Source organism: Rhizobacter sp. (genome assembly GCF_031412495.1).
Classification (GTDB): domain Bacteria; phylum Pseudomonadota; class Gammaproteobacteria; order Burkholderiales; family Burkholderiaceae_C; genus Schlegelella_A.
In genome coordinates, this window is the sequence record NZ_JANODC010000430.1 from 1 (window position 1) to 7,384 (window position 7,384).

Annotated in this window: 8 protein-coding genes; 7 read left to right on the plus strand and 1 reads right to left on the minus strand. The window is 71.6% G+C overall.

Features of this window, described 5'->3' with window-relative positions:
- Positions 1–66 precede the first annotated feature (66 nt).
- From AC30N0_RS16080 to AC30N0_RS16110, 7 genes are all read left to right on the plus strand, one after another.
- On the plus strand, positions 67–960 hold the full coding sequence (locus AC30N0_RS16080; protein WP_489518909.1) for a branched-chain amino acid ABC transporter permease: 894 nt from the start codon (positions 67–69) through the stop codon (positions 958–960).
- On the plus strand, positions 957–1,883 hold the full coding sequence (locus AC30N0_RS16085; RefSeq protein ID WP_489518910.1) for a branched-chain amino acid ABC transporter permease: 927 nt from the start codon (positions 957–959) through the stop codon (positions 1,881–1,883). Before AC30N0_RS16080 ends, AC30N0_RS16085 begins: the two co-directional genes overlap by 4 nt.
- 7 nt (positions 1,884–1,890) lie before the next feature.
- Complete coding sequence (locus AC30N0_RS16090; RefSeq protein WP_489518911.1) at positions 1,891–2,643, plus strand: ABC transporter ATP-binding protein; 753 nt, start codon at positions 1,891–1,893, stop codon at positions 2,641–2,643.
- A gap of 76 nt (positions 2,644–2,719) precedes the next feature.
- On the plus strand, positions 2,720–3,370 hold the full coding sequence (locus tag AC30N0_RS16095) for an ATP-binding cassette domain-containing protein (RefSeq protein ID WP_489518912.1): 651 nt from the start codon (positions 2,720–2,722) through the stop codon (positions 3,368–3,370).
- The gene (locus AC30N0_RS16100) at positions 3,363–4,916 is read left to right on the plus strand and encodes a class I adenylate-forming enzyme family protein (protein ID WP_489518913.1); all 1,554 of its coding nucleotides are present in this window, start codon (positions 3,363–3,365) and stop codon (positions 4,914–4,916) included. Before AC30N0_RS16095 ends, AC30N0_RS16100 begins: the two co-directional genes overlap by 8 nt.
- Entirely contained in the window at positions 4,913–5,863 is a 951-nt protein-coding gene (locus tag AC30N0_RS16105) for a cyclase family protein (RefSeq protein WP_489518914.1), read from the plus strand. Before AC30N0_RS16100 ends, AC30N0_RS16105 begins: the two co-directional genes overlap by 4 nt.
- A gap of 44 nt (positions 5,864–5,907) precedes the next feature.
- Entirely contained in the window at positions 5,908–6,690 is a 783-nt protein-coding gene (locus tag AC30N0_RS16110) for an enoyl-CoA hydratase/isomerase family protein (protein WP_489518915.1), read from the plus strand.
- Positions 6,691–6,768: 78 nt separating this feature from the next.
- Here the strand turns inward: AC30N0_RS16110 and AC30N0_RS16115 are convergent.
- Positions 6,769–7,384, minus strand: a 616-nt coding sequence (locus tag AC30N0_RS16115) for an enoyl-CoA hydratase-related protein (RefSeq protein ID WP_489518916.1), incomplete at its 5' end; no start/stop codon positions are given.

Here is a 7,384-nt window from a genome sequence, read left to right on the forward strand (position 1 = left end):
GCCTGCGCTCGCCCCGGCGGCGCGAAAGCGGCCGCGAGGGCGCGGCCGGCCCCCGCCTGACCGCCCATGCTTGCTTTCACGATCCTCGTCGACGCGCTCACCTACGCGTCGTGGCTGTTCATCGTCTCGCTGGGCCTGACCCTGGTGTTCGGGGTCCTGAAGATCCTCAACATCGCGCACGGCAGCGTCTATGCCCTCGGCGCCTACGCTGCCGCAAGCGCCGTGGCCGTGGCGGCGAGCTGGCAGCTGGCACCGGGCTGGTCGCTGGTGGCGATGCTGCTCGCTGCGGCGGGCGTCGCCGCCCTCCTCGGCCCGCTTCTCGAGCGCACCCTGCTGGCCCGCTTCTACGGCCACGACGAGGTGCTGCTGCTGCTCGTCACCTACGCCCTCTTCCTCATCCTCGAGGACGTGAGCAAGCTCGTCTGGGGCGTCAATCCGTATTTCGTGACGGCACCCCTGCAGCTGTTCGGCAGCTTCCGCCTCGGCGCGATGCGCGTGTCCGGCTACGACGTGCTGCTCATCGGCCTGGCCATCGTGTGCGGGGTCGGCACCTGGTTCGTGCTCAACCGGACCGTCGCGGGCAAGGTCGTCCTGGCCGTGATCCACAACGCCGAGATCAGCGCCAGCATGGGCGTCGACGTGCGCCGGGTCTACACCGCGGCCTTCACCGCCGGCGTCTTCCTGGCAGCGCTCGGCGGCGCGTTCACGTCGCCGCTGATCTCGGTCCAGCCGGGGCTCTCGGTGAGCGTCATCGTCGTCAGCTTCGCCGTCGTCATCATCGGCGGCCTCGGCAGCATCGCCGGCGCCGCCATCGGCGCCCTCGTGGTCGGCCTGGCCCGCGCCGCGTCGGTGCACCTCATGCCCGAGATCGAGCTGTTCAGCATCTACCTGGTCATGGCGGCGGTGCTGGTGTTCCGGCCCGAGGGCCTGTTCCAGAGCGTCAAGGCGAGGTTGATTTGACGGCGCGCAACCGCTTCGTCGCCGGCATCGCCATCGCCGCGCTCGCCTTGTGCTGGGCCTTCGCGCCCAGGTGGCTGCTCTTCCTGGCGACGATGGCGCTCTCGCACGGCCTGGCCGTGCTCGGCGTCGTGGTCCTGACCCGCGGCGGCGGCGCCACCTTCGGGCAGGGTATGTTCTTCGCGATCGGCGCCTATGTCGCGGCCCTGCTGCAGCAGCACGCGGGCGTCTCCGACGCGCTCGTGCGCATCGTCGCGGGCACGCTCGCCGCCGGTCTCGCCGGCGCCGTGTTCGCCCCGCTGCTGGCCCGCTACCGCGGCATCTTCTTCGCGATGCTGACCCTCGCCCTGTCGATGGTGCTGTTCGGCCTGCTCTCGAAGTCGCAGGCGCTCGGCGGCAGCGACGGGATCCAGGTGGCCCGCCCGTTCCTGTTCGGGCTGTCGATGGCCGGGGCCGACACCGAGCGCAACCTGTTCGCCCTGACGGCGGCCTGCACCATCGTTGCCACCCTGGCGGTCGCCCGCTACTGGCAGTCGGCGGCCGGCCTGATGGCGCAGGCGGTGCGGGCCAACCCGTTGCGCGTCGAGTACCTGGGCGCATCGGCGCGCGGCTCGCTGGCGACGAGCTTCGTCATCAGCGCGCTGCTCGGCGGCCTCGGCGGCGCCCTGACCGCGTTGGCCCTCGGCCACGTCGAGCCCCAGTTCACGAACTGGACGACTTCGGGCGAATTCGTCTTCGTCGCCGTCCTTGCCGGCTACCAGAGCGTGGTCGCGGTGTTCGTCGCATCGCTGCTGCTCGAGGTCGTGCGCTCGTTCTCCAACCTGTACTTCCCGAACAGCTGGCAGATGGCGCTCGGCATCTTCCTCCTGCTCGTGATCCTTTTCCGGCCCGCCGGGCTCGGCTCGCTGTGGGTCAAGCGCAAGTGAGGCGTTCATGACCGCACCGCCGCTGCTCTCGGCCCGCGGCGTGTCGAAGCGATTCGGCGCCGTCGTCGCCGCCGACGCGATCGACATCGACGTCCCCGCCGGGCAGCGGCTTTCCGTCATCGGCAGCAACGGAGCCGGCAAGACGACCTTCGTCAACATGGTCACCGGCTACCTGCCGCCCGACGCCGGCGAGATCCGGCTCGACGGGCGCGACATCACCCGGCTCTCGCACCGCGCCATCGCCGCCCTCGGCATCTGCCGCTCGTTCCAGATCCCGCAGCTGTGCCTCGACATGACCGTGCGCGAGAACCTGCTGGTCGCCGTCGCAGCAGCCGGGGCCCGGCCGTCGCTGTGGGCCGTCGCGGCCGCCGACGGCCGCGACGAGCGGGCCTTGTCGCTGCTGGAGCGGTTCGGCCTCGACGCCGACGCCGACCGGCCGGTCCAGGAGCTGGCGGGCGGCGTCCGCAAGCTGGTCGACATCGCCATGGCGCTGGCACGCAAGCCGCGCCTGCTGCTCCTCGACGAACCGACTTCGGGCGTCAGCGCCGCGGAGAAGTTCGACGCCATGCGCCGCGTCATGGAGGCGCTGCAGGGGGAGACCGCGGCGGTGGTCTTCATCGAGCACGACATGGACATCGTGGCGCGCTTCTCCGAGCGCGTGCTCGCGTTCTACAGCGGCCGGGTCATCGCCGACGGCGACCCCGACACGGTGCTCGCCGACCCCGACGTGCAGCGCCACGTCACCGGGAGCCCGCGGTGAGCGTCCCCGCACGGCCGCTCCGAAGGGGACGCTCCGTCCCGCTCGGCGGGAACGGCCGCAGGCCGAGGATGCATTCATGAGCACGGCCTTGCTGCAGGTGCGTTCGCTGGCCGCGTCGATCCAGTCGATGCCGGCGCTGCGCGACCTGTCGATCGAGGTCGGCGCCGGCGAGATGGTCAGCCTCGTCGGCCGCAACGGCGCCGGCAAGACGAGCTTCATGCGCGCGGTCATGGGCCACCTCGTGGTCGCCGGCGGCGAAGTGCACTTCGCCGGCCAGGATCTGCGGGGGCTGCCGAGCCACGCGCGCGCCAGCCTCGGCATCGGCTACATGCCGGAGGACCGCGGCCTCGTGCCGCAGCTGAGCGTCGAGGAGAACGTGCGGCTTCCGCTGTGGGCGAACCCGCGCCTGCCGGCCGCCGAGCGGCTGGCGCTCGCCTGGCGGCTGCTGCCCGAGGTCGAGGCGATGCGCGAGCGCAAGGCCTTGCTTCTCTCGGGTGGCCAGCAGAAGCTGGTCGCCCTGGCCCGGGCCCTCGTCGTCGGCACGCGCCTGCTGCTCCTCGACGAGCCGTTCGAGGGCGTCGCCCCTGCCCTCGCGCAGCGCCTCACCGAGGTGATCCACGCGCTGCAGGGGACGACCCTCGCCGTGCTCGTCGCGCAGAGCGACAGTCACCACGACACGGCGCTCTTTGCGCGGCAATACACCATCGAGCGGGGCGCCAATGCCTGACGGCCCGCCGCCCCGGCTGCGCCCCGAGCGGCATTACGGCGACCGCACGGTCAACTGCTTCGCCGAACGGCCCGGTTCGCTGTGGCAGATGGTCGACGCGGCGGTCGAGCGCCGCGGCGACGGCGAGGCGCTGGTCGCCGGCGAGCAACGCTGGACCTGGCGCGACCTCGGCGTCGCCGCCGGCCGGCTGTCCGGAGGCCTGCATGACCGCGGCATCGGCACGGGCGACCGGGTCCTGCTGCTGCTCGGCAACCGCGCCGACTTCGTCGTCGCCAGCCTGGCGCTGGCCCGCATGGGCGCCGTCGCGGTGCCGCTGTCGATCCGATCGGCGCCGCCCGAAGTCGACTATGTCGCGATGCACTGCGGGGCACGGCTGGCGCTGGTGGAAGACGACCTGCTCGGCCACGTCCCTGCCTCGGTCCCGGCGCTCGCCGCATCGGCCCTCGAGGCGCTCGACGGCGAGCCGCGGGCCCCGGCGGCGGTCGACGAGGAGGACACCGCCGTCGTTCTCTACACCTCGGGGACGACCGGCCGGCCCAAGGGGGCGATGCTCGCCCACTTCAACATCGTCCACTCGGCGCTGCACTACGAGCTGGCGATGGCGCTCGGGCCGAGCGATCGCAGCGCCGTCGCCGTGCCGCTCAGCCATGTCACCGGGCTCGTCGCCCAGCTCTGGACGATGGCGCATGTCGCCGGCACCCTCGTCCTCCTGCCCGCGTTCAAGGCAGGCGACTACCTGCGCCTGGCCGAACGCGAGCGGATCACGCACACCATCCTGGTGCCGGCGATGTACCAGCTCTGCCTGCTGCAGGAGGACCCGGCACGGTTCGACCTCGCGGCCTGGCGCATCGGCGGCTTCGGCGGCGCGCCGATGGCGCCGGCGACGATCGCCGCCCTCGCCGAGGCCGTGCCGTCGCTCGGCCTGGTGAATTGCTACGGCGCCACCGAGACCGCGTCGCCGGCGACGATCATGCCGCCGGGCCACACCGTGCGAAAGCCCGCCTCGGTCGGCGTCGCCGTCGCCTGCGGCGAGCTGATGATCGTCGATGCCGAGGCCCGCGCCCTGCCGGCGGACACCCCCGGCGAGGTGTGGATCCGCGGGCCGATGGTCGTCGGCGGCTACTGGGCCGATGCGGCAGCGACCTTGCTTGCCTTCACCGACGGCTGGTGGCACTCTGGCGACCTGGGCCGGATCGACGCCGCCGGCTACCTTCACATCCTGGACCGCATCAAGGACCTCATCAACCGTGGCGGCTACAAGGTGTTCACGAGCGAGGTCGAGGCGGTGCTGCTGCAGCACCCCCGCGTCGTCGAGGCGGCGGTCGTCGGCTATCCCTGCCCGGTGCTCGGCGAACGCGTTCGCGCCTTCGCCTGCCTGCGCGGGCCGGTCGATGCAGGCGAGCTGCAGGCCTTCTGTGCCGCCCGGCTCGCCGATTACAAGGTGCCAGAGCGATGGTCGCTCGGACCCGATCCCTTGCCGCGCAACGCGAACGGCAAGCTGCTGAAGAAGGCGCTTCGCGAACGCCACGAGGAGACCCGCCCATGAGCGCCACCCGCAAGATGATCGTTGCCCTCGCCCTCGCCGGCGCCGCGGGCACCACCTGGAGCCAGACCTACGAGAGCTGCTACCGGTCGCGCTATGGAGCCGACGACCAGATCGGAGCGCTCAACACGATCACCGCGCAGAAGACGCTGGAGGCGGCCCGGCTCGTCAAGCAGGGCAAGGCGATGCGCATGGGCATCGAGACCAACAGCAAGACGCCGGCGTTCCCGCCGCGCACCTTCAGCATCACCGTGCTCACGCCGGGCCAGGAATACGGCCGCTCCCTCGGCGAGACGAAGACCAACTACCACGACGACATCATCGCCGGCTGGGTCGGCATCGGCACCCAGCTCGACGGGCTCGGTCACATCGGCATCGACGGCACCTACTACAACTGCAGCAAGGGCGCCGACGTCATCGCCACCGGTGGCCTCAAGAAGTTCGGCATGGAAACGGTGCCGGCGATCGCCACGCGCGGGGTCATCCTCGACATGGTCGGCCTGACCGGGAAGGATCCGGTGCCCGAGGGCACCGCCTTCAACCGGCGCGAGATCGACGCAGCGCTCGCGCGCCAGGGCAACATGAAGATCGGCCGCGGCGACGTCGTCATCTTCCGCACCGGCTGGACGAAGCTCATCGGCAAGGAAGACCAACGCTACGGCAGCGTCGAGCCCGGCCTGGGCGTCGATGGCGCGCATTACCTCGCCTCGCTCGGCGTCGCGATGGTGGGAGCCGACACCTGGGGGCTGGAGGTGCTGCCCTTCGAGAAGCCGACGCAGGTCTTCCACGTGCACCAGATCCTGCTCGCCCAGCACGGCATCTTCATCCTGGAGAACGTGGTGTCCGACCAGGCCGTTCGCGACGGCGTCTACGAGGGGCTCTTCACGCTCGGCCCGTCGCGCATCACCGGCGCCGTGCAGGCGATCATCAATCCGATCTTTCTGTACTGAGCCCCACGGGGTGGCTGCAGCAACCGGAGGGCGAGGACGCCGCCATGAACGACTCTCCGGTGCGCCTGCTCCGCGATGGCGCGGTCGCGACCCTCTGCATTCACCGCCCGGAAGCACTTAACGCGCTCGACGTCGCGACGGCACAAGCCTTCCATGCCGCCTGTCGCACCCTGGCCGACGACCGCAGCGTGCGTGCCGTCGTCGTTCGCGGCGAAGGCCGCTGCTTCGGCGTCGGCGGCGACCTCGCGGCAATGCGCGGCGGCGACGCCACCGCCGTCGCCGACCAGCTGATCGAGGCGATGCACGCGAGCGTCACGTTGCTGGCGGCGATCGACGCGCCCGTGATCGCCAGCCTGCACGGTGCCGTCGCCGGCGGCAGCATGAGCCTCGCCTGCGCCTGCGACATCGCCGTGGCCGCCGAGGGCACCACCTTCAACCTGGCCTACACGCGCATCGGCGCCAGCAGCGATCTCTCCAGCTCCTGGCACCTGCCCCGGCTCGTCGGCTTGCGCAACGCGATGCAGATCGCGCTGCTCTCCGAGAGCTTCGACGCGGCCGAGGCGCTGCGCCTGGGTCTGGTCAACCGGGTCGTCCCGGCCGCCGACCTGCAGCGCGAGACGATGGCGCTGGCGCAGCGCCTGGCGAATGGACCCACCCTCGCCTACGGTCGGCTGAAGCGGCTGCTGCGGCAGGCCTTCGACCACGACCTGGCCAGCCAGCTGGAGGCCGAAGCCGAGCAGTTCCGGGCCAGCACGCGAACACGCGATTTCGCGGCCGGGATCGCCGCATTCCTGGACAAGAGCCCGCCTCGCTTCGAAGGCCGCTGACCGGCCTTGCCGTTCGGCGCCACGAGCGCCAGCCGCCCGGCGGCCCACGCGTCGTGAAGGCGTTAAACCCCTCGGCCGTCAGAGCGGGCCTGCGCCTCCCAGCGCCTCGAACGTCGCCGGCCCCTTCGCCTTCCACGCCGCGATCGCCGTCGCCATCTCGCCGGTGTCGAAGATCGCGCTCTGCAGCAGCGTCATCTGCTCGAGCGCGGCGGCGGTCGAGTGATCGCGGGCGTGGTTGAGGGCCAGCTTGCTGCCGGCGATCGCCAGCGGCGACTTCGCGGCGATGGTCCGCGCCAGGGCGAGGGCCCGCTCGTGCCGCGCGCCGATGTCGGGCAGCACGGCGTTGACGAGGCCGACCTGCAGCGCGCGCTCGGCGCCGAGCCGCTCGCCGCTGTAGGCCATCTCGCGCGCCACCCCCTGCGGCACGATCTTCGGCAGGCGCTGCAGGACGCCCAGGTCGGCGGTCATGCCGATCGAGATCTCCTGAACCGTGAAGAATGCCTCGGCGCTGCACAGGCGGATGTCGCAGGCGGTGGCGAGGTCGAGCGCGCCGCCGATGCAGCCGCCCTGGATGGCGCAGACGACCGGGAAGCGCGCGTCGTCGAGGGCGCTGAAGCAGTCCATCAGGCGCGCCAGCGAACGCTGGAAGGCGAGCCGCTCGCGCGCCGTGCGCACCGCGAGCATCGGGTCATCG